A 21,853-nucleotide genomic window follows, 5' to 3' on the forward strand; every position below is an offset into this window, starting at 1 on the left:
TGGTGAGTTGCGCGGGGTCACCAGCCTGCGCGATGGCCTGGCGGGCAGCCGGGATGTTGCCTGCAGCGAGCGCGGCCATGACAAGGCCGCGGCGGGCGTCTTCATCGGCGCCACTGGCCAGCGCCCGTTCGAAATAGCCGGCCGCGCGGACCGCGTCGGGCTCAAGGAATGTCCAGCCAGCCTGCGCGAGGAGGCGGGGATCATCGGAGGTGCCAGCGAGGCGCTTTACGGCGGCAAAATCGCCTGCTGCGACGGCTGCCTCGAAGCGGGCCCATGTTGCGGCGCGCAGGATGCGCTGATGCGCGAGGATGATTGCGGGGTCCGGGCTGTTCCTGAGCGTGTCGAGCTCGCCCAGCGCCGCGAGACCATCCGCATCCAGCACTGAGAGGCTGCGCTCAGCCAGGGAGGCGACGAGTTTCGGGTCATCACAATGTGTCAGGGAGCGGATGTAGAAGGTTGAAAGGTCGGTCTGGTTTCCCATGCCTTCCAGGGCTTCGGCCCGGGACCAGATATGGAAAGGCATGTCGCATTTGTGCGCGCTTGCGTCCGGCAGCAGCGCCAGTGCGGCCGCCCAGTCCCGGGCCTCAAGGGCGTCGCGGATGCGCTGGTCGCGGCGACCGTTGGCGAGATAGACTGTGAGATTGGCGGGCGCCTTCCAGCCTGCGTTCGCGTCTTCGAGCGACCCCAGAAGGCGATAGGCCGAATCCCACTGACCTGCAGCGCCAAGATCCCAGGTGGCCTGGACCTGCGCTGGGGCGGGGGCGCGTGGGACTGCCCGGACAGGATCCTCTGCCGGTTGTTCGTCGCCTGAGGGGATGCCGATGGCGAAAACGCCTTCGGAATTTTTCGCCATCGCGACCTGGGCTTGTGCCGCAGTCAGGCCGCCGCCCGTAAGGATGACAAGCGCACTGACAGCAGCCGTGCAGAGGAGGCGGCGGCCTTGCCTCACTTTTCATTCATCCGGTCACGCATGTAGCGGGCGATCAGCGCCAGAACGGACGCGAGGGCGAAGAGAATGGCCCCGATGGTGAGAATCCAGCGCCATGAGGCCCGGCCGGTTTTCATGCGGGCCATCTCGGCGGGACTCATGTTGCCGATCTCGAAGGCCGCGACAGGTTCCTGCGTCACTAGCGTCGCAGCATTGCTGCGCCAGACAGCGGCGCCGCCCTTCAGCTGGGTCCAGTGGCTCGGCTTTACGAGCGACCGCGCGGAGGCGACAAGCTGCGGGCCTGATTCTGCCGTGACGAGCGTGACAAGCCGGCCTGGGTACTGCGGCGACTGGCCCGCAATGAGCAGGCCATTATCGCCCAGATCCACCGAGGTGAAGTCGCGCGTGAAACCGTCTCCGGCACCGCCGGTCAGCTGGGCCGACATGCTGAGCTCGGAGGGCAGGAAACCGCCGAGCCCGGGACGGGCGCCGACGACAAGCGTGTGGGCATCCGGCAGGTCCAGCCCGAAACCGAAATCGGTATGGGTGAAGACGGTTCCGTGAATCTGGCCGAGCTTCGCGCCCAGCGTCCAGACAGCCGCCGCCGTGTCGCTGCCCGTGTCTGCCGCGCGGACCGCGAATTTTTCAGGCTGCAGGCCGGTATAGGGAAAGCCTGCCTCGGCGAGCAGGGCGAGGTTCGGCAAGGCGACGAAGCGGTCTACCGGAGGCAGCGTCAGGGTGGACGTATCCTTCAGGATGAAGGCGAGATGGCGCAGGCTGCGCGAGGAGCATTCGCCTTCCGCCCTGGTCGACAGTTCGACCTGGAAGGTTACATGGTTGCGGCCCGGGCGCAGGGCCGCTGCTGACAGCGGGATCTCGTAGCCGGGCGTGACTTCGCCATCCGGATTGGTGAGCCGGACTGCGCGCTGGAACTGGTCATTGACGACAATGTTGACGGCCGAGGCTTCATCGAGACCGGCTCCATAGGCGAAATCCAGCGAGAGCAGGACTTCGCTATTGGCCGGGAAGCGCGTGTCGGCAGGCAGTTCGAAATCAAGCGATATGTCGCCGCGCTGCTGGCCAAGGAGCGAGGTATTGCCCCGTCCGAGATCCCTGAACGTGTATTTCGCGTCCGCCCGCAAGGGCTGCGTGCCCGGCAGGATGGCGCCGGTTGGCACTTCGGCGGGCGTCAGGATAATGGCATTGGTATCCGACAGCGGGAAGTCGCCAGCCGCAAGGGCGCGGACGGCGCCTTCAATGGCCGCCGGGGTCCGCCCGGAGGCGATGATGAGGAAGCGTGACGGATCGGCAGGCGACGGACTGATCGACAGCCAGGACTCCTCGCCCTTCAGGTCTGCCAGACCAGCAGGGGCAATGGCTGACATTTGTTCCGGCGTGCCGATGGCGACCAGGTCTGCGCCCTGGGCCGTGTCGCCGAGTGACGCTGTCTCGAAGCGTGAGATTGCGGGCAGCCGGTAGGCGAGGCGGTTGGCGACGGCCTGTGAGGCGATGGTGCCCCAGCGCAGCGTTTCGGCATTCATCTCGCCATCGCCGACAAGGATGCCGAGTGTGTCGACGCCGCCGACGCCTGCGGTGACCAGCGCATCCAGGTCGGCCAGCGAGCCTGCGAAATTGTGGCGCGCATAGACGATCTCGACATAGGAGCGGGAGGTGTCCACATCGGTCCAGAGTTCAGCCGCGTCGGGATCCTGGCAGCCATAGGTGTAGCGCTGGACGGCATCGATGCGCAGCGTGTTGAAGCCGGACTGGACGAGCGCGGGATCGAGCACGATCTCATTGACGGCAGCGGCACGTTCCGTGACGCCGTCGACCTGGGCGATGAAGCGGCCGTTCAGTTCGAGGCGCAGTTGCGGCCTGGCGCCTTCCTGCGCACGGCCGCTGGCATGGCGCAGGATCAGGCGGGCTGACTGAATGTCAGCCTGCGGCGCAACGGCGAAGGAGACGTTTTCGGTCGCCTTTGCGCCGTTGAGACGGATGGCGCCCTGCTCGGGCCGGAGCGCGGCGAGCGGCAGGCGGGCACGCCACAAGCCGTTCTCGAGACGCTCGGTCGTGACCTGCGGATTATCCCGGAAGCGGGCATAGACGTCATAGACGGCATCGTCAGACGGCGCCTGCTGCGCAAGCGCGGGCAAGGCGAGCGGGGCGGCGGCCAGGACAATCGCGAGGGCGGTTGAGCGGAGTGAGGTGATCATGAGCGTACTTCCCGGGAAACGGCTTGGATATGGTTCATGGCATGGGACAGGCTGGAGCGGACGAGACCCGCGATCTTGGACCCCATATTGTCGGACTGGGCCCGGCGGTCGCGGAACGTCTTCCAGTTCTCGCTGCGCGAATACATCAGCGCGACAACGGCGGACCATTGCTCAGGCGTCTGAATGACGAAGGACAGGCCCAGTTTCTGGCCGTTCGGGCGGTCAACGGCGGACAGAACCCTGAGATCGAGCATGGAGGGCGAGGTTGCACCGAGTTCGCGGGCATCGGCCTGGAACATGTCCCCGACGTCGAAACGCTTGCCTTCTCCGAAGGGGACAAGCGCGCCGAGGCCGGTGATCGAGATGTCGGTCATCTTGCCCGGGACGGTGACGCCCAGATAGGTCAGGTCGACATCGCGGTCGGTCTCGAACCGCGGGAAGACCCGCTGCTGGGAGCGTTCGTACAGAACGCCGAGCGCCGAGACGAGCAGGAGGAGGTGGAACGTGTTCCAGAACAGGAGCACGGATATGACCCCTGCCCCGACAGGATCGACGAACCAGCGAATGATGCCTGCGACCTGTCCGAGGCAGACAATGGCAATGAGGATGTAGAAAGGCCGGGCCAGCGGCGACACGAAGCTCTCGTCGAGGCTTTCGCCTTTTGGCGTCACGGCAAAGCTGGGCGCACGCGGATTGCGCAGCACTTCCAGAATGGCGCCCGAACAATGAATGGACTGGATGACTTCGTAGAGTTCGGAGGCAAACGCCCAGCGCGTGTGCCCGTACAGGATGGACGAGAGCATCAAGGCGCCGACAATGTGCGGCAGGCCGTACATGAGGAAATCCGAGAGGTCGCCGACATAGACCTGGATCCCGAACAGGAGGTAAAGTAGCGGGCCCAGGATGAAGGCCATGCGCGCCAGCGGGAAGAACCAGTAGAAGCAGGAATTGAAGTAGCCGACCCGCTGGGCGAATGTCAGGCCCTTCTTGAGCAGCGGGTTCTTCAACAGGAAGATCTGGACCATGCCTTGGGTCCAGCGCATTCTCTGAATGATGAAGCCCGAGAAGGTCTCGGGCGACAGGCCGGCGACCATGGGGCGGTCAACATAGGCGCTTCGGTAGCCTCTCGAATGGAGTTCGAGGGCGGTCTCGGCATCTTCGGTGATCGTGTCACCCTGGATGCCGCCGATCTCCATGATGTATTTTCGCCTGAGCAAGGCGGCCGATCCACAGAAGAAGGATGCGTTAAGCCCATCGAGGCCGCGCTGGATGACCGAATAGAACATCTCGTTCTCGCTCGGCATGTTCTTGAACGTGCCAAGGTTGCGTTCGAGCGGATCCGGATTGAGGAAAAAGTGCGGGGTCTGAACGAGGAAGAGTTTCGGATCTTCGACGAAGTAGCCGGCCGTCCGCGATAGAATGTCGGTTGATGGGACGTGATCCGCGTCGAGGATGAGGATGAGATCGCCGTCTGTCTGCTTCAGGGCCGCGTTGATATTGCCTGCCTTGGCGTGGTCATTCTTTTCGCGGGTGAGGTAGTGCGCGCCCAACCGTTCGCAGACTTCCTGCAAGTGTTCGTAACGGGCCTGCGCTTCGGCGGCCTTTACAGGGTCTGCCTGGTTGCGCTTGGCGAGCGTGCCGCCATCATCGAGCAAGTACACTTTTACACGGCCCTCGGGATAATTGACGTTGAGCGCGGCAGTCAGCGTCACTTCGAGCAGGTCGTCCGGTTCATTATAGCTCGGTATCAGGATGTCGACGGTGGGGCAGGACTCCGGCGCGATCGGTGCAGGGCGCGGCGTCCGCTTGTACACGTCAACTGACAGGAAGGTGGAGAGCAGGAGAAGGATGTAGCCATAGGTTTCGGCTCCAAGGAGAAAGATCCCGCCCATGATCGAGATCGCGGAATCGGTCGGCATGGTCTCTGTCACGCGCCAGATCATGTAACGCGTACTTGTAAAGACGATCAGCAGCGAGATGAAGCTGCGAAACGGCCCGCCGGCTGGGCGAAGCCAGCCCATCAGGAATAGCGTGACAATCGTTGCAACACATAACTGGACCTGCACCAAGGCCGGCGTTGGAATGGCAGCCAGGACCGCGACGCTGCCAAGCATGAAAACAGCACTGAATGTCCGCATCGGCGCGAAACGGGATGCGGGCACGAACGCTGTTGATTTCCTGGTTCTACGCGCCATCGGATGTTTTCTATTTTGGGTCATTCCAAAAACAGGCTTGCCAAAACAACATGAAGTCATCGCTAAGATGCAAGGCTTCATCAACCATCATGGGTTAATGCCAGTATCACTTCTGTAAACGGAGTAAATGGAATCGCGCCGGCCGTTAAGGCGGGTCCCGCTCACCTGTCCGGCAGTATAGGGTTAAGGCAGATGGCTCGTCAGCGGGCGCCGCTGAGGATCAGTCGGTGAAGATGCCTTCGGAAACGCCCCAGTCGCGGACGAGTTCGGGCCACACACGGAGCGGATCCGTGTCGATGCCCCGCAGGCCGAAACCATGGCCACCGTGTTCGAAGATGTGGAGCGAGGCTTTCACGCCTGCCTTCCGGAACGCGTCATAGGCGATCAGCGCGTTCTCGACAGGAACGACGTCATCATCCCCTGCATGCAGGATGAAGACAGGCGGCGCGCCGGCGGGCACGGATGTTTCAACCGAATATTTTGCGAGCGTGTCTGCGTCCGATGTCGCGCCAATCATGTTCTGGCTGGTTGAGCCATGTGTATGCGGCTGCGAGAGCGTGATCACGGGATAGACGAGCACACTGGCATCCGGCCGGGCCGATAGCGTGTCGGCCGCATCGACGGGCGCGTAGACTTCTGCTGCGAAGCGCGTGGTCAGGGAGCCGGCGAGGTGGCCGCCAGCAGAGAAACCCATGAGCATGACGCGGGATGGATCAATACCCGAATCTCCTGCCCGCGCGCGAATGAGCCGCATGGCACGCTGGGCATCCTGGAGCGGCGTGTCCGGCCCGGCCGCCCAGCCCTGGTGCGGCAGACGATAGGAGAGGACATAGACGGTGGTGCCGCGCCGCGCGAACCACCGCGCGCCTTCATAGCCTTCCTTCTCGACAACGACCCATTTGTAGCCGCCGCCGGGGATGAGCAGCAGGGCTGAGCCATCCGGGTGTTCGGGCCTGAAGACGGCAAGGGCCGGATCCGTCACGTCATGGAAGGCGCGATCAACAAGGCCATACGGATTGTCCCGGATGACATAGTGCTGGGCCAGGCCATCGGGGACGCCGCCGGGCGGGCCATCGGGCCAGAGAGGGATCGTCTCGTCAGGCTGGCGATCGAGATCCACGAGAAGCGCATCATCATCGCCCAGGGATTTTGGGTAGGAAATGATCAGCGACAGGGGATCATCGCCGGTCTGCCGGATTCCGACATTGGCCCCGGTATAAAGGTAGGCCGCCATGCCCGCAGTGAGATGCGCCGTGGTTCCGTCTGAGAAGACTTCGCCTTGCCCGGAGAGGACATAATAGACCTCATCGTGGGCAATGACGTGCTCGCCAATCGCAGAACCCGGATGAAGGTCGCGCCGGCGGAATTCCATCGTGCGCCCGGGTGCGGCATCAGAGATGCGGTATGCAGTGCTCATGCCGAGCGCGCCGTGGGGAGGCGCCTCCTCGCTGATGACGTCCGCTTCGCGCACCACCACCATGGGAAGCGGCGCCTTCGTGACCGGAGGGGCACCCTGTTCTACCTGGATCGGGAGAGGCGTCGCGCACGCGGCGAGGAAGAACAGGCAGACGATCAGACGCATGAGGCGTTCCTCACTTGAACATGTTCGGAAGGGCGAGCGAGAGCTGCGGCACGAAGGTGATCATCATCAGTGAGAGCAGGAGCGCGCTGTAGAAGGGCCAGATTGTTTTCACCGCCTGTTCGACGGGAACCTTTCCAACCGCCGCGCCGACGAACAGGACTGACCCGACCGGCGGCGTGACCAGGCCGATGCCGAGGTTGAGCATCATCACGATGCCAAAATGAACCGGGTCGACGCCGACCTGCATCACCACCGGCAAGAGGATCGGGGTGGTGATGACGATGAGCGGCGACATGTCCATGAAAGTGCCAAGGACCAGCAGGATGACATTCACGATGAGCAATACGAGGATCGGATTGTCCGTCGTGGAGGTGATCAGGCTGGCGAGTTTGGTGGGTGCCTCAAGGATGGCGAGCGCATAGCCGAAGGCGGTCGCCGCCCCGATGATGAGAAGCACCATGGCGGTGATCTTGACCGACTGGATGGCAGCCTCGGCAAAGCGTGACCATCCGAGCGTGCGATAGACGAACGCCCCGATGATGATCGTATAGATGACGGCAATGGCCGAGGATTCGGTGGCGGTGAAGATGCCCGACAGGATGCCGCCCATGATGATGATGGCCGCCATCAGGCCCGGTATGGCGAGGAAAAGCGCCCGCAGGAAGGTGCGCCAGCCGGGAAAAGTGCCCTTGGCATATCCGCGCAGCACGGCAACACGCCAGGCGACGACCATGAGCAGTATTGCCGTCAGCACGCCCGGCACGATGCCGGCGAGGAAGAGGTCGCCAATCGAGACGCCGATACCGCTGGCGGCGGAGTAGATGATCATGTTGTGCGAGGGCGGGATCAGCAGGCCGACAATCGCTGCCGTCACGGTGACGTTGACGGCATAGTCGCCATCATAGCCCTTTTCCTTCATCAGCGGCATCAGCGTGGAGCCCATGGCCGAGGCGCTGGCAATGGCGGAACCGGACACAGCGCCGAACAGGGTGGACGCGCCGACATTGACGAGGCCAAGCCCGCCACGCGTCCGGCCGAAAGCGCCTTCCGCGACCTGGACCAGCCGCTGTGCGATTCCCGACCGGTACATCAGGTCGCCGGCGAAGATGAAGAAGGGGATGGCCATGAGCGTGAAGACACTGACGCCAGCCGCCATGCGCTGAAAGACGACCACGAGCGGAATGTCGAGCGCGACGAATGTCGCAATCGAAGCGCCGAGGAGCGAATAGGCGACGGGTACGCCGAGGGCCAGCAGCACCAGCAGCGTTATGAGGAGTATGGCTAGCTCCACCTCGGATCCTCCTCATCTTCAAGGGGTTTGCCGACAAGTTCCTCAAGCACGCGCTCCAGCGCGAACAGGGCCATGAGGGCGCCGGAAATCGGCAGGCCGAGATAGGCAAGGCCGCGCGGCAGGCCGAGCGACGGGATGACATGTCCCCAGGTCTTCACGACGAGTTCGCCGCCCCAGACCAGCATGGCGACACCGCACAGGCCGACAATCGTGTTGGACGCCACGCGCATCGCGCTCTGGACCTTTGGCGGCATCGCCGCTTCCAGCGCGACAATCCGGATGTGGAATCCTTCACGCACACCGGCAGCGGCCGCGAGCGACACGTACCAGATCATCAATGTGAGTGAGGCCTGTTCGGACCAGGACGGACTGGAATTCAGGACATACCGCCCGAACACCTGCCAGCCGACTATGGCGGTCATCGCGACCAGTCCGGCCGCGGCGATCCGCACCAGCCAGTCTGCCGCAAAATGCGTGGCTTTCGCCAATGCGCCGATCATGCCCCTCCCCCCATTGCTTCTATCTCTGCCACCAGACGTTTCTGGTCTTGCGTGACGACGAACCGGTCCCAGACTGGCCGCATCAGGTCGATGAACTGGTTCTTGTCGTCCACCTCGTTGGCCTCGACGCCCGCTGCGAGCAGACGGGTCCGGGATTCATCGACACGTTTGTCCCAAAGCGCGCGCATGAACGGGACGGAATCGCGGGCTGCCTGCCGCACGGTGTGCCGGTCGTCTTCCGAAAGCTTGTTCCAGCGGCTGAGCGACATGACGAGAATTTCCGGCGCCATGACGTGCCCGGTCAGGCTGTAATAGGGCGCCGCTTCGAAGTGTCGGCCGCTCTCATAGGAGGGCCAGTTATTCTCGGCGCCGTCGATCACGCCCTGAACCAGCGACTGGTAGACTTCGCCGAGGGACATTGGCGTTGCGTCAGCGCCGAGCGCCTTGATCATGGCGACGTAAAGATCGGAGTTCTGGACACGGATTTTCATCCCGGTCATGTCGGTAGGCGTGCGGATGGGGCGTTTGGTGTTGTAGAAGCAGCGCTCGCCGGAATCGTAGAAGCAGAGCCCGACCAGCCCGTGCCGGTTGAGGGAGGCGAGGAGTTCGTCGCCCGGCGCGCCGTCGAGCGCGGCCCGCATGTGCGCCGTGGAGCGGAACAGGAAAGGCAGCGACGGAATGACAGTCATCGGCTCGATGGCGTTGAGCGGGGCAAGGTTCACCCGGTTCATGTCGAGGCCGCCAAAGGTCGTGATCTCGAGCGTGTCGCGCTCTGACCCGAGCTGGCCGCCCGCATAGATCCTGATGCCCAGGCGGCCGCCCGTGCGCTCATCCAGCAGGCGCCCCATTTCCTTCACCGCCTGGACGGTGGGATATTCTTCGGGGTGCGCGTCGGCGCAGAGAAACGCCCTGCCCTTCTGCATTCCGCAGGCACCAAGAAGCCCGGCAGCGGCACCGGCCGCGAGAACCGTTCGCCGGTCTGGCCGGCCCCCGTCAAAGAGCGGCGATTGAATCGTCAAAGCTGTTCCTCCCCGGATTCCAGCGCCATTACGCGGGCATAGGCCCATTCCATCCTTGTCACGAAAGCCGGTTGAGACGCCAGCGACGGCGCAAACACCTCGCCCACTTCCAGGAAGCGCGCGACATCAGACTCCGGCCTGTCATTGCAGGCAGCGCCGATCCGGATCAGCCGGTCTGCCAGGGGATCCGTGATCGCAGAGCCGTTCAGCGCCGACCGGCGCACGAAACGCATCCATGCGGCGACGCCTGTTGCGAGGCCATCTACCGGCCGGCCTGCATCCAGGTTTTCGGTGATCGTATCGAGCAGGCGAATGGGCAGTTTCTTCGACCCATCCCATGCGATCTGCGACAGCCTGTGCGCGATGGCCGGATTGCGGAAGCGTTTGAGCAGGGCCTGACGGTAGGCGTTGAGGTCGAGGCCTTGCGGCGCGCGCAGACCTGAGGCGATCTCGCGGTGCATCATCGTGTCGATCATGCCGGCGAGGGCCGCGTCCTGCATGGCGCCGGACACTGTCTGGTGGCCGAGGGCGAGGCCGAGATAGGCAAGCGTTGAATGGGCGCCATTGAGCAGGCGCAGCTTGGCCTTTTCGTGCGCCTCGACATCATTTGTCATGATGGCGCCAACGCGGGACAGATCAGGGAAACCCGGACCGGTCCTGTCTTCGATCACCCAGGATGAGAAGGCTTCGCGCTGGATGGGCCAATTCTCTTCGAGGCCCGTTGCCGCAGCAACGCTTTGCCTGCGTGAATCATCCGTCGCAGGCGTGATGGAATCCACCATCGAGCAAGGAAAGACGATGACGTTTGAAATCCACCCGGACAGTTCCCGATCAATAGCGGCGGAAAAAGCCAGAACGGCCTCGCGCAGTTTCCGGCCGTTTGACGGCAGATTATCACAAGTGAGCACGGTGATCGGCGCGAGGCCGGCGGCGTGGCGCAGGCGGAGACCTTCCGCGAGCAATCCGATCACGCTGGACGGACATGTGCGATCGAGCAGGTCTGCCGCGATATCCGGATGGGTGAAATCAAGTGTGTCGTCCGAACCGAGGCAATAGCCTTTCTCGGTCACCGTCAGTGTCACAAGGTGAAGATCCGGCGACAGGAACGTATTGCGCCAGGCATCGTCTTGCACTGTGGAGACCTGCGTCATGGCCCCGATGACACGATAGCGGACCTGTTCATCGAGAATGGCGAGCGTGTAGAGATTGTCCTGCGGGCGGATCGCCTCACGCAGGGCCGCGCTTTTTATGGATACGCCATGGATGCCCCAGCGCGGGTCACTCGCGAGCAGGCGGTCAAAATAGTCTGCCTGGTGAGCGCGGTGGAATGCGCCCGGCCCGATGTGAAGCACGCCGGTTCGAACGGTGGATCGATCATAGGCTGGCACGGCGACGCGCTGGGGATCTGCATTCGCGAGCGACGCGGTGTTCAGTTTCTGTGTGGAGAGCGCGAGGGTCAAAGCGTCACTCCGCGCTTCCAGATCGCGATGGAGCGTTCGTCATTGTTTTCGTTGCAGGCCGGTGTTCCGCTGGCAATGTCGAGGACGCAGGCGAGGAAAGCCTCGTCGGCCTCTTCCGGGCTACGGCCCTGAACAAGACCGCCCGCATTGAAGTCGATCCAGCCGGGCTTGCGGGCGGCGAGCGCGGAATTCGATGAAATCTTGAGGGTCGGGACCGGGAAGCCGAGCGGCGTGCCCCGGCCTGTGGTGAACAGGATGACATTGGCACCGGCCGCCGCGAGGGCGGTCGATGACACGGCGTCATTTCCGGGAGCCTCCAGCAGGGTCAGGCCCGGCATGGTCTGGCGTTCGCCATAGCGGATGACATCAACCAGCGGCGCGCTGCCCCCCTTCTGCACCGCGCCGAGGGACTTTTCTTCCAGTGTCGTGATGCCGCCATCCTTGTTGCCGGGCGACGGGTTTTCGTAGACCGGCTGGTCATGGTCGATGAAGTATTGCTTGAAATCATTGATCACGCTGGCGAGTGCATCGAACACCTGACGCGACGCTGCGCGGGACATGAGAAGCTGTTCGGCGCCGAAGATTTCCGGGATTTCGGTGAGAATGGCCGAGCCCCCGGCGGCGGTGACGCGGTCGGTGAGGCGGCCGAGGAGCGGGTTGGCGGTCAGGCCGCTGAACCCGTCAGAGCCGCCGCATTTCAGGCCAATGACCAGAGCCGACAGCGGGCAGGCTTCGCGTTCATCTTCTGCGGCGATGGCAACGAGTTCGCCGATAGCTTCGAGGCCAGCTTCGATTTCATTTTCGACCGATTGGCTGCGGACGCTGCGGACCCGCGACCGGTCGAGCCAGGGCGCTGAGTCCAGCAGGGCATCAAGCTGGTTGGACTCGCAGCCGAGCCCGACGAACAGGACGCCGCCCACATTGGGATGTCCCGCCAGTGTTGCGAGGATACGGCGGGTCGCCGACAGGTCGTCGCCCAGCTGGGAACAGCCGAACGGATGGGTGATTGCGGTAATGCCATCGACCTCTCCGGCAAATTCGGAACGGGCGAGGCGGGCAATCTTCTCGCAGACATTGGCGACACAGCCGACCGTGGCGATGACCCAGATTTCATTGCGGGTTCCGACACGCCCGTCGGCGCGGCGGTAGCCCATGAACGTGGCGTTGGCGGGGGGCGGCAGTGGTGCGGCAGGGGCGGGGGCGTAGGTATAGGCCGCGAGGCCGGAGAGGGTGGTTTCGAGATTGTGCGAATGCACCCATTCACCGACGGCGATGGCCTGGGTCGCGTGTCCGATCGGCCAGCCATATTTCAGCACGATGCCGCCCTGCGCGATGGGCGCCAGCGCAAACTTGTGGCCCCTGCCAATCGCCTCAGCGAGTTCGACGGGCACGCCAGCCACGTCAACGCGCTCACCTGCGGTGAGGTCACGCAAGGCAAGGCCGACATGGTCGCCGGGCGTCACGCGCATTGCGTCAAGTGTCTTGAGGCCAGTCATGGCGTTCATTGGCGTTCCGTCCCTGCCGGGTTTCGGGCATTCTTTTCAGCCCTGCCCTAGTCTGTGATTTGTCTCTATGGTAACCGGTGTCATATATTTGGCAAGAGCGGTGCCCCGGGATTCGGAATCGGCCGCCAGCGCGATACGGATGAGACGATGACAAACACACTCAAGCTTCACGACGACCGCCTGTTCTCATCTGATCCGACGCAGCGGGCGATTGCCCGTGACCTCCATGCCGGCGTGAAGGACCTGCCGATCTTGAGTCCGCATGGCCATACGGATCCGCGCTGGTTCGCCAGCAATGCGCCATTCGGCAACCCAGCCGAACTGATGCTGGCACCGGACCATTACATCTACCGCATGCTTTACAGCCAGGGCATCCGCCTTGAGGATCTGGGCGTGCCATCACGGGCGGGCGCACAGGATACCGACCCGCACGAGGCCTGGCGCCTGTTCGCCGCGAATTACCAACTGTTCCGCGGCACGCCATCGCGCCTGTGGCTGGACCATACGTTTGCTACCGTGTTCGGGCTGGATGTGGTCCTGAGCGCGGATACGGCAGACCATTATTACGAGACCATCGACGCGGCGCTGAAGAAAGAGGCCTTCCGCCCGCGCGCCCTGTTCGAACGGTTTAATATCGAACTGATCGCGACGACCGAAGGCGCGACCGATACGCTGGAACACCATCACGCGATCAAGGCGTCAGGCTGGCAGGGCCGCGTCGTGTCGGCCTACCGACCGGATGCCGTTGTCGATCCTGAGCATGAAGCCTTCCAGTCATCGCTTGACCTGTTCGCCGATATGACCGGCGAGGATACGCGCAGCTGGAACGGTTATCTCGCCGCGCACCGCAAGCGCCGGGCCGAATTTGCAGCGGTGGGCACGACCTCTTCAGACCATGGCCATCCGACCGCAATGACGGCGGACCTGAGCCAGGCGGACATCGACAGGCTGTTTGCCTCTGTCATTGCCGGAAAGGCGACGCCAGCCGAGGCCGATCTGTTCCGGGGACAGATGCTGACAGAGATGGCCAGCATGAGCCTTGATGACGGGTTCGTGCTGCAGATCCATCCGGGTGCATTCCGCAATCACAACACGTCATTGTTCAACAGCCATGGCCGCGACAAGGGTGCCGACTTGCCGAGCGCAACGGAATACATCCGCGCGTTGCGGCCGCTGCTGAACAGGTTCGGGAATGATCCGAACCTGTCGATCATCGTCTTCACACTGGACGAAACGAGCTATTCGCGGGAGCTGGCCCCGATGGCAGGCCATTATCCGGCGCTGAAGCTCGGCCCGGCCTGGTGGTTCCATGACAGCCCTGAAGGCATGCGCCGGTTCCGGGAGCAGACAACCGAGACAGCGGGCTTCTATAATACGGTCGGCTTCAATGACGACACACGCGCCTTCCTGTCCATTCCAGCGCGTCACGACGTGGCCCGGCGCGTCGATAGCGCCTTCCTGGCGCGGCTGGTGGCCGAACACCGGCTGGAACTGGACGAGGCGCATGAGCTTGCCCGCGCGCTGGCCTATGATCTCGCGAAGGTGGCTTACAAACTCTAAGTTCAGCGCTCAGTGCGGCCAGCGCTCAGTGCGGCCAGCGTTCGCTGAGGACTTCAGCCACGCCGTCTTTGACGCGCACTTCCATGGCGGGATCGGCCGGCTGGCCGTCAGCGAACAGTTCGTAGATGATGCTGTCATCGGCCTGCCGGGATTCGATGACACGCACCGGCGCGACATCAGCATTCGCGGCGATAGCGGCATCGCGCGCAAGTACGGGAATGTCGGCCCAATCCAGATCGCGCTGGACTTCGACGACTTCCGGACCGTTCGCGGTTTCGAGAATATCGAACTCGATCTCGCTGCCGTCGGGCAGTTCGCCTTCAACGTCGAAATAGACCCGGCCATCACGGGCCTTGCGCTGGGCACCGGCGATCTTGATGTCAGGCACGGCTGCCAGGACAAGCGCCCGGACGTCATCCGGTATCTCGGAAACGGAAAGATCGGTGATCTCGACAGGCGGTGCCGGTTCAGTCAATTCGGTCTCTTCGACCTCCTCGGCTATTTCCGGTACTGGTGCTGGCGCAACCTCGCTCGGCGAACAGGCGACGACGAAGGGGGTGGCGAGGAAGATATGGATGGCAAGGTTACGGCGGTCAGACACGCTGTGTCTCCTCTCAGGCTGAGGTCAATCAGGTGCCCCATTGGGTGAATGGCACTTTGGCAAAGAGCTCGCGCTCGGCCTTGCGCGGATCGTTCACGAGCCTTGTGGTTTCCCCGAAGACCATGGTTTCGCGATTGGGCAATGTGTGCCGCGGCCAGGAGGGCAGGCCGGCATGGCTGGGATCACCCGACCGGGCGAGGGCGATGAAGGCCCGTGACAATTCATCCGACACCCGGCGCGCCATGGGCCCGGTTCCGGTGATCGATCCCCCCGCCCCCGGATTGTCAAAAGCATGGGCGATGTCGATTGTGTGCGGGGCGCCCCACTTGCCGCCATCATCGGGAGAGGCGAGGTCCATCTGGTATACCCATGTCGGGCCATTTTCCCGCGCCCGCACGTCGGCTTCCTCGACCTGTCCGCGCCATGACCGGCCGGCCGTCGTGGCGGCGAAGAAGACATCGGTGGGCGTGTAGTCCGGATAGATCTCCCGGTAGCGGGCGACGACTTCGTGCGGATCGATGTCGCAGCGCATGTGACGCTCAAGCCGGGCCGGAACATCGGCCCAGTCGAGCGTGAAACTGTCAGGCTCGCGGCCGCCGATCAGGTTGCGGGTCTCATCGCGTGTGTTGCCGAGGATCATCGGCAGGTCGGTCGATTGAGACGGCGCATCCGGCCAGAAGGGGTGGCGGCTGAGGAAACGGCCATCCATGACAGGCCCGAAATAGAGGCCCAGCGCGGGATTGACCGGATCGCAGGCGGCAAGCGCTTCAACCAATCTATCGGCAGGCAGGGTTTTCAGGGCATTTGTATCTGCCGCGCCGATTGACAGCTGATCGAGATAGGCTTCGGCGCGCGCCTGGCCATTGAGGGGACCGCACGCGGTGACCTGCTGGCCGCTCATAGTGGCTGTTGAATGGAAGAGTCCCTTCGCAGAAGGCGCGGCCATCAGGGTTGCGATCTTGGCGCCGCCACCGGATTGGCCGAACACCATGACGCGCGACGGGTCTCCGCCAAAAGCCACTGCATTGTCGCGAACCCATTCGAGGGCCAGGACGAGATCCCACATGCCGGCATTGCCGCTGTCGGGGTAATCGGGGTTGAGCCTGGCGAGCGAGAGATAGCCGAAAGCGTTGAGGCGGTGATTGACCGTGATGACCACGACATCGCCTTTTGTAGCGAGGTTCGTGCCGTCATAGAGCGCATCAGACCCGGAGCCTGAGGCATAGGCCCCGCCATGGAAATAAACCATGACCGGGCGCTTGCCGCCATCTGCGATGCCGGATGTCCAGACATTGAGGAAGAGGCAGTCTTCACTCATGACTTCGCGGTCGCCCGTCTGGGGGCAAGCCGCGCCATAAGACGTGGCGCTTTGGACATCCGTCCAAGGATCGGGCCGTGCCGGCTTGGCAAACCGGGTCGTGGCCGTATCGGCGCCGTACCTGATTCCCTTGAAGATTGCGATACCACCGGTGGAATAGCCGCGTACCGGCCCGTTTGACGTGACGGCGGCAGGACTGTCTGCGGGCTTGCGAGCAAAGCCCATGAGTGGCGCCATGAGCGATAGAGTTGCACCGGACTGAATCACGGCGCGGCGGTTCATGTGCATTTCGAGACTCCCTTTCTGGCGGGCGCTCTTAGCGGCGCACGTCCAGGTTTTCTGTGCCGATGGCGTCTTCGACATCAGCGATGCTGGCGAGGTTGAAATCGCCCGGAATGGAATGTTTGAGCGCGCTGGCGGCGGCCGCAAATTCGATCAGCTGATCGTTTGCCATGCCGGACAGCAAACCGTGCAGCACGCCCGCCGCAAAGGCATCGCCTCCCCCGATCCGGTCGACAATGCCAACCAGTTCATGTGACCTGGAACGCCAGTGACCGTCCCGCGTGGCCAGTTCGGCCTCGATTGCGTGATGATCGACGCTGTACTGGGTGCGGGTCGTGGCGGCGATGTATTCGAGGCGCGGAAACTGTTCGAACGCAGCCGCATAGGCCGCGTCGCGGCCGGCGATGGCCTCACCGAGGATAAGGCTGATGTCACGTTCGTTGATGAAGGCGAGCGTGGCTGCTTCGAGCAGCCCGCGCAGGATGGCGGGGCCGTCGCCATCCCAGTTCGCCCAGAGCTGGGCCCGATAATTGCCGTCAAACGAGACCTTTGCCCCTGCCGCAAGCGCCGCATCGACGGCGCGCTGGGATGCCCCTGCGCCGTTCAGGCCGATTGCCGGCGTGACGCCTGACACATGAAACCATTCGCAGCCAGTGAGCGTGGCTGCCCAGTCACGCGCGGCAAGGTCTGCTTCGGCAAAGGCCGATCCGGCGCGGTCATACACGATCTGCGACGGACGCCGCACGGCGCCGGTGCTGAGGAAATAGAGACCCATGCGGCCTGCGGCCCGGTCTATGAACGCCGTGTCGACACCATGGCGCCGGAGTTCACCGACAGCCGCTTCGCCAAGGTCATTGCCGGCGACCGTGGACACCATGGAAACCGGGTGGCCAAAGCGTGCGAGCGACACCGCAACATTGGCTTCTGCGCCGCCGACATGCACGTCGAAATGGCCCGTCTGCATCAGGCGCTCACGCCCTGACGCGGTGAGCCGGAGGAGCAATTCTCCAAAACAGGTGACGCGGTGACCCATGGGTGTTCGGTCCTTCGTTCAGCGGGCGAGCCAGCCGCCATCGACGGGCAAGGTAATGCCTTGCACATAGTCAGATGCGCGCGAGGCGAGGAAGACGATTGCGCCGCCAAGGTCGGACGGATCGCCCCAGCGGCCCGCCGGGATGCGGCCAAGGATTTCCGTGTTGCGCGTTTCATCGGCCTGAAGGGCCGCCGTATTGTTTGTGGCAAAATAGCCGGGCGCGATGGCGTTGACGTTTATGCCGTGGCCCGCCCACTCATTGGCGAGGATCTTGGTCAGGCCGGCCACACCGCTTTTCGATGCCGTGTAGGACGGCACCCTTATGCCGCCCTGAAACGATAACATCGAGGCGATGTTGACGATCTTGCCGCCCTTGCCTGATTTCATCATCTCGCGCGCTGCGGCCTGCGACAGGAAGAACAGGGTACGGAGGTTGACGTTCATCACCGCGTCCCATTCGTCGAATGTGAAGTCGATGGAATCGTTGCGCTTGATGATGCCGGCATTGTTGACCAGGATGTCGATGCCGCCCAGCGCGGAAACGGTTTCGGCAACAATGGCGCCCACGCCGTCTGCAGAGCAGAGATCGGCAAGGATGACATGCGCCCTGCGCCCCAGCGCTTCAATCTTCGCGACCGTTTCATCCGGCGCCGAGCGGCCGACCAGGCAGACATCTGCGCCGGCCTCTGCCAGCGCGACCGCCATACCCTGGCCGAGGCCCGTATTGGCGCCGGTGACCAGCGCAACCTTGCCGGTGAGATCGAAGGGATTCGCCATGTCAGGTTCCGCCTATTTGAGCTGGCAGATGTCGAGCACGTTCATGTCGGTATAGTCGAGGTTTTCCCCGCCCATGGCCCAGATGAATGCATAGGATTTCGTGCCTGAGCCCATGTGGATCGACCAGGGCGGCGAGATGACCGCCTCGTCATTCTCCATGACGATATGGCGGATCTTGTCTTCTTCGCCCATGAAGTGAAACACGCGATCCTTCTCACCGAGACCGAAGTAGAAATACACTTCCGAGCGGCGGTCATGCAGGTGCGGCGGCATCGTGTTCCAGACGCTGCCTGTGTTGAGAACCGTCAGGCCCAGGAGAAGCTGGCAGGATTTCACCGTTGTCGGCACAATGAACTGATAGATCGTGCGCTCGTTGCTTTCGGCGAGCGACCCGCGCTCTAGCGGCACGGCCTTGTCTATGGAAATCTTTGCAAGGTCATACCGCGCATGCGCAGGCGTCGACACGAGATAGTATTTTGCCGGACTGGACGCATCGTCGGACGTGAAGACAATGTCCTTGCTGCCCATGGGCACATAGAGGCCGTCGCGCGGCGCCAATGGATGGGTTACGCCATCAACCGAAACGGTGCCCGCGCCTTCGCCGACATTTATGATGCCCAGTTCGCGGCGTTCAAGAAAGGGATGGCCTTTGGCCGATTCCGGCTCGGTCTGGGCTGGAAGGGCCACAGCCGTTTTAACGGGCATAGCCCCGCCGATCACGAAGCGTTCATTGTGGGAATAGTTCAGGTTGACCGCATCTGCTGCAAACAGGTCCGAGACAACATAGCGTTCGCGGAGCTTCTCGTTTTCGACACCATCCATCATGTCTGGATGCGTGGCATGATAAACCTTGTTGAACATAGAGATCCTCCTGGAAATTCCTGCTGGGCCCGTCCGGACCTTGGTAACCGGTGTCATAACACCCGGTCCGCAGCGTGGCAACCGGACCAGACCGCCTAAAGCGCCTCTGTCGACTCCCTGACGATCAATTCGAGCGCAAATGCGCCCGGCGGCTGGGCCGCGCTGCCGCCATCGACCTGTATCAGGCGCCGTGCTGCGGCGCGGCCAACATCGCGAATGGGAGACCGGACGGTCGTCATGGGCGGCCAGATGCGCGACGAAATCGGGGTGTCATCGAAGCCGACAATCGAGAGATCCTGCGGGATCTGCAGACCGGCCTTCCGGGCGGCGACATAGACACCCACCGCCATTTCGTCATTGCCTGCAAATATTGCCGTCGGACGATCCTGCTTGTGCAGCAAGGTGGTGGCGCACTGCACGCCGGAATCAAATGTGTAGGCCCCCTCGATTGTCAGGTCCGGATCGAGCGTCAAGCCGAAATCGGCAAGGCCTTTCGTGAAGCCGGCGAGGCGCTCATGGGTTGAGCGGAACGTATTGGGGCCGTGAATGTGGCCGATGCGCTTGTGGCCGAGCTGGGCGAGATGACGCGCGGCAAGCTCGGCGCCCTGCGCATCATGCGTGCGAATGATCAGGTCCGGCTTGTCGATCTCGACGGACGCAATGCGGACATAGGCGCAGTTGCGCTCGCGCAGCATTTCGGCCAGCTCATCATCCTCGGAAACCGATGGCGTCAGGATCAGGCCGAAAGGCTTGTGTTGAACGACAAAGGATTCCACCCGCTCCCGGTAATTGGCATCGGCCCGGTCACAGGGCCTGAGGACGAGCTGGAAGCTGGTCTCGTCCAGCGCATCAAGGATGCCGCGCTGCATGTTGACCACATATTGCGGGCTCGGGTTATCATAGACGAGCCCGATCAGGAATGACCGCCGAAACGCGAGCGCGCGCGCCTGCGGATTCGGGGTAAAGCCCGTTTCCTTGATGATCTGCTTGACGATCTCACGCGTTTCTTCGCGCACGAGCGGCGATTCATTTATGACGCGCGAGACCGTCTTTTTCGAGACATTGGCCATGCGGGCAATGTCGATGATGGTGACCGGCGTCTGGCGCCTTGTGTCTTTGTCTCGCCGAGAATCATCGGTCATGTCTTGCGCTTTCCCAGCTGCGTTGAGCCATTTGCCCCAGCAGCGGTGAAAAACTCAAGTCCCGCGTGCCTTGGCCCCGGAATCGAGCGCGTCCGGGCTGACAGGCTTCATGGTCGCCATATCCCAAAGCGACGGGTCAAATGCCCGCGTGGTCGGCTCATAGGCAGGGTATCCACCCACCTGTTCCTGGCTGTCGATAATCTCGCCGCGACCTTCGGCCACGTCGGCAAACACGCGGACATCGTGCTGGTCACGGTCCCATGGTCGCGCGCCGGCATTGGCAAGCACGTAATGCTCAACATCCTTCGGGGAGAAGGGCGTGACATTGTCTGGCAAGGCATGGGCTGTCGCCGACTCGATGATCCTCGCGCGGCCTGTCGTGTAGCGACCGAGATACGGCGCATCATTCCCCCAGCGATCAACCGAGATATTGTCGCGGGCATGGAGATCGAGATCTCCCTCACCGCCTATCATGATCATCGGCAGATCTTTTACCGTGGAAGGACCGGCGCGCATCACGTTGCCGACAACGGCCATGCGCCCTGGCTCTAAGGCCATGTCGCCCCATTCGAGTTCCTGGAGATTGTACTGGATGGCGCGCTGGCCCGGATCGTAAATGAAATTGTTGACGATGGCACCGTGCACGCCGCCCTTGAAGAGCGGACTGCGCTCGAAATTGTGCGCGTAGAGATTTCCATAGATCAGGATGTCACTGACATTGTCATGGATCAGCGATCCTTTGGAGTGCTCACCCTTGGCGTGGGTCGCGTGAGCAAGCCCTTCGGAAATGAGATTGTTCGAAAACGTGATCTTGTGTGACGTGCCCTTGCGCCAGTCATCAGGCGTGTCGCCGGTGAAGCGCGGGCCGGAAGCCGACAGGTTTTCGTCGGTCGCCCAGCTGAGGGTACAGTGATCGACGATGACATTGTAGGCGGCCAGGGTCGAGATCGCGTCGATGTCGCGGCCGCTCCTGTAAGCCTCGCCGAGATCACCTGGACGAATACGCACATGCTGAACAATCACGTCGTGACCGCCAATGATGAGGCCGCCCCTGATGAGCGTGATGCCCGGGGATGGTGCCGTCTGGCCGGCAATCGTGACGTAGGGATTTCGTATGGCGATCTCCTTGCCCTCAAGATCAATCACGCCGCCGACTTCAAACACAACGATCCGGGGGCCGTCTGCCTCGAGAGCCGCTCTTAGCGAGCCCGGCCCGTCGCCCGCCAGTGTGGTGACGCGGAGGACTTCACCGCCGGCGCCGCCCTTCGTGTCCGCCGCCCAACCGAGAGGGCCCCACCAGGCTGGATCAGGTTTTACAGCTTCCTGCACCGCCGCATCCGCAGTGGCGACCGCCGCCGGAACCGGCGATCCGGCGCCCGCAGCCGCCGTGAGGCTCGAACACCCTCCGAGCATGAGAACAAGGCCGCCAATCGCTGCCGTCAGGCCGCTTTGCATCGATTTGTTTCTTGTGGTCATGTCGGCGTTTCCCTTAGTCCAGATGCTTTTTCTATCGTCGCTTAGCCTCGTTTCATTTGCAGAATTTGCAAACTCGGCTTATCGGTAATAATAAATGACACCGGTTTCCT

18 protein-coding genes are annotated in these 21,853 nt (G+C 62.8%); 2 read left to right on the plus strand and 16 right to left on the minus strand.

The annotated features are described in order from the left end of the window. The 3 genes from VR74_RS19665 to bcsA all read right to left on the minus strand — a co-directional run. On the minus strand, positions 1-949 hold a 949-nt coding region (locus VR74_RS19665), incomplete at its 3' end, for a hypothetical protein (RefSeq protein ID WP_045699742.1). Further along, positions 946-3,141 carry a cellulose biosynthesis cyclic di-GMP-binding regulatory protein BcsB gene (locus VR74_RS19670; protein ID WP_045699744.1) on the minus strand — a complete coding sequence of 732 codons (2,196 nt, stop codon included), beginning with the start codon at positions 3,139-3,141 and terminating at the stop codon, positions 946-948. The genes VR74_RS19670 and VR74_RS19665, both read right to left, overlap by 4 nt. Further along, positions 3,138-5,279 carry a UDP-forming cellulose synthase catalytic subunit gene (gene bcsA, locus VR74_RS19675; RefSeq protein WP_366462956.1) on the minus strand — a complete coding sequence of 714 codons (2,142 nt, stop codon included), beginning with the start codon at positions 5,277-5,279 and terminating at the stop codon, positions 3,138-3,140. The genes VR74_RS19670 and bcsA overlap by 4 nt, the downstream gene beginning before the upstream one ends. Between bcsA and VR74_RS21425 the strand changes: the two genes are divergently transcribed. Further along, a complete protein-coding gene (locus tag VR74_RS21425; protein WP_299951556.1) occupies positions 5,173-5,454 on the plus strand; it encodes a hypothetical protein in 282 nt (93 codons plus the stop codon). The genes bcsA and VR74_RS21425 overlap by 107 nt on opposite strands. A 102-nt stretch (positions 5,455-5,556) precedes the next feature. Here VR74_RS21425 and VR74_RS19680 read toward each other — a convergent pair whose 3' ends face one another. The 6 genes from VR74_RS19680 to VR74_RS19705 all read right to left on the minus strand — a co-directional run bounded on the left by VR74_RS19680 (position 5,557) and on the right by VR74_RS19705 (position 12,684). After that, the gene (locus VR74_RS19680) at positions 5,557-6,918 is read right to left on the minus strand and encodes an alpha/beta hydrolase fold domain-containing protein (protein ID WP_299951456.1); all 1,362 of its coding nucleotides are present in this window, start codon (positions 6,916-6,918) and stop codon (positions 5,557-5,559) included. Positions 6,919-6,928: 10 nt separating this feature from the next. Beyond that, on the minus strand, positions 6,929-8,209 hold the full coding sequence (locus VR74_RS19685) for a TRAP transporter large permease (protein ID WP_045699746.1): 1,281 nt from the start codon (positions 8,207-8,209) through the stop codon (positions 6,929-6,931). Continuing rightward, positions 8,200-8,709, minus strand: coding sequence for a TRAP transporter small permease (locus VR74_RS19690; protein WP_045699748.1), 510 nt, complete (start codon positions 8,707-8,709; stop codon positions 8,200-8,202). Before VR74_RS19690 ends, VR74_RS19685 begins: the two co-directional genes overlap by 10 nt. Next, positions 8,706-9,632 carry a TRAP transporter substrate-binding protein gene (locus tag VR74_RS19695; RefSeq protein ID WP_366462958.1) on the minus strand — a complete coding sequence of 309 codons (927 nt, stop codon included), beginning with the start codon at positions 9,630-9,632 and terminating at the stop codon, positions 8,706-8,708. The genes VR74_RS19690 and VR74_RS19695 overlap by 4 nt, the downstream gene beginning before the upstream one ends. Positions 9,633-9,724: 92 nt before the next feature. Continuing rightward, the gene (locus tag VR74_RS19700) at positions 9,725-11,188 is read right to left on the minus strand and encodes a mannitol dehydrogenase family protein (RefSeq protein ID WP_299951462.1); all 1,464 of its coding nucleotides are present in this window, start codon (positions 11,186-11,188) and stop codon (positions 9,725-9,727) included. Next, positions 11,185-12,684 (minus strand): altronate dehydratase family protein, encoded by a 1,500-nt coding sequence (locus tag VR74_RS19705; RefSeq protein WP_045699873.1) that lies wholly within the window; start codon positions 12,682-12,684, stop codon positions 11,185-11,187. The genes VR74_RS19700 and VR74_RS19705 overlap by 4 nt, the downstream gene beginning before the upstream one ends. Before the next feature lie 156 nt (positions 12,685-12,840). Here VR74_RS19705 and uxaC point away from each other — a divergent pair, with 156 nt between their 5' ends. Further along, positions 12,841-14,253: a glucuronate isomerase gene (uxaC, locus tag VR74_RS19710; RefSeq protein WP_045699751.1), complete on the plus strand. Its 1,413-nt coding sequence runs from the start codon at positions 12,841-12,843 to the stop codon at positions 14,251-14,253. Between the two features lie 25 nt (positions 14,254-14,278). Here uxaC and VR74_RS19715 read toward each other — a convergent pair whose 3' ends face one another. From VR74_RS19715 to VR74_RS19745, 7 genes are all read right to left on the minus strand, one after another. Next, positions 14,279-14,854: a hypothetical protein gene (locus VR74_RS19715; RefSeq protein WP_299951468.1), complete on the minus strand. Its 576-nt coding sequence runs from the start codon at positions 14,852-14,854 to the stop codon at positions 14,279-14,281. A 28-nt stretch (positions 14,855-14,882) separates the two neighbouring features. Continuing rightward, positions 14,883-16,454: a carboxylesterase/lipase family protein gene (locus VR74_RS19720; RefSeq protein ID WP_299951470.1), complete on the minus strand. Its 1,572-nt coding sequence runs from the start codon at positions 16,452-16,454 to the stop codon at positions 14,883-14,885. A gap of 34 nt (positions 16,455-16,488) precedes the next feature. Further along, a complete protein-coding gene (locus VR74_RS19725) occupies positions 16,489-17,487 on the minus strand; it encodes a sugar kinase (protein WP_045699755.1) in 999 nt (332 codons plus the stop codon). Positions 17,488-17,505: 18 nt separating this feature from the next. Further along, positions 17,506-18,264 (minus strand): 2-dehydro-3-deoxy-D-gluconate 5-dehydrogenase KduD, encoded by a 759-nt coding sequence (gene kduD / locus VR74_RS19730; RefSeq protein ID WP_045699757.1) that lies wholly within the window; start codon positions 18,262-18,264, stop codon positions 17,506-17,508. A gap of 12 nt (positions 18,265-18,276) precedes the next feature. Continuing rightward, the gene (gene kduI, locus VR74_RS19735) at positions 18,277-19,125 is read right to left on the minus strand and encodes a 5-dehydro-4-deoxy-D-glucuronate isomerase (RefSeq protein ID WP_045699759.1); all 849 of its coding nucleotides are present in this window, start codon (positions 19,123-19,125) and stop codon (positions 18,277-18,279) included. A 95-nt stretch (positions 19,126-19,220) separates the two neighbouring features. After that, positions 19,221-20,267 carry a LacI family DNA-binding transcriptional regulator gene (locus tag VR74_RS19740; protein ID WP_299951473.1) on the minus strand — a complete coding sequence of 349 codons (1,047 nt, stop codon included), beginning with the start codon at positions 20,265-20,267 and terminating at the stop codon, positions 19,221-19,223. Positions 20,268-20,321: 54 nt separating this feature from the next. Then, positions 20,322-21,743, minus strand: a complete 1,422-nt coding sequence (locus tag VR74_RS19745; RefSeq protein ID WP_299951476.1) for a pectate lyase — start codon at positions 21,741-21,743, stop codon at positions 20,322-20,324. Between the last annotated feature and the right edge of the window lie 110 nt (positions 21,744-21,853).

The organism is Hyphomonas sp. BRH_c22 (genome assembly GCF_000961795.1).
Lineage (GTDB): Bacteria > Pseudomonadota > Alphaproteobacteria > Caulobacterales > Hyphomonadaceae > Hyphomonas.